A 267-nucleotide genomic window follows, 5' to 3' on the forward strand; every position below is an offset into this window, starting at 1 on the left:
GGCCCCGGGCACCATTTATAGTAAGGTGACTATAAATGATTTATGGAACGCGAGTATAGCTCAGCTGGTAGAGCGCGACCTTGCCAAGGTCGAGGTCACGAGTTCGAACCTCGTTACTCGCTCCAAAGCTGTTTTCGAATGCCCGATGCCCGGGTGGTGGAATTGGTAGACACAAGGGATTTAAAATCCCTCGCTGGTAACAGCGTGCCGGTTCAAGTCCGGCCCCGGGCACCATTTATAGTAAGGTGACTATAAATGATTTATGGA

General features: G+C 50.6%; 2 tRNA genes. Both read left to right on the top strand.

Annotation, left to right across the window (positions count from 1 at the left end):
• Positions 1-49: 49 nt before the first annotated feature.
• Positions 50-125: transfer RNA gene (locus F9Y84_RS21925), tRNA-Gly, on the top strand.
• A gap of 22 nt (positions 126-147) precedes the next feature.
• Positions 148-234 (top strand) — tRNA-Leu (locus tag F9Y84_RS21930).
• The last annotated feature ends 33 nt before the right edge of the window (positions 235-267 follow it).

The sequence above is a fragment of the Pseudoalteromonas peptidolytica genome, from assembly GCF_012641745.1.
Taxonomy (GTDB): domain Bacteria; phylum Pseudomonadota; class Gammaproteobacteria; order Enterobacterales; family Alteromonadaceae; genus Pseudoalteromonas; species Pseudoalteromonas peptidolytica.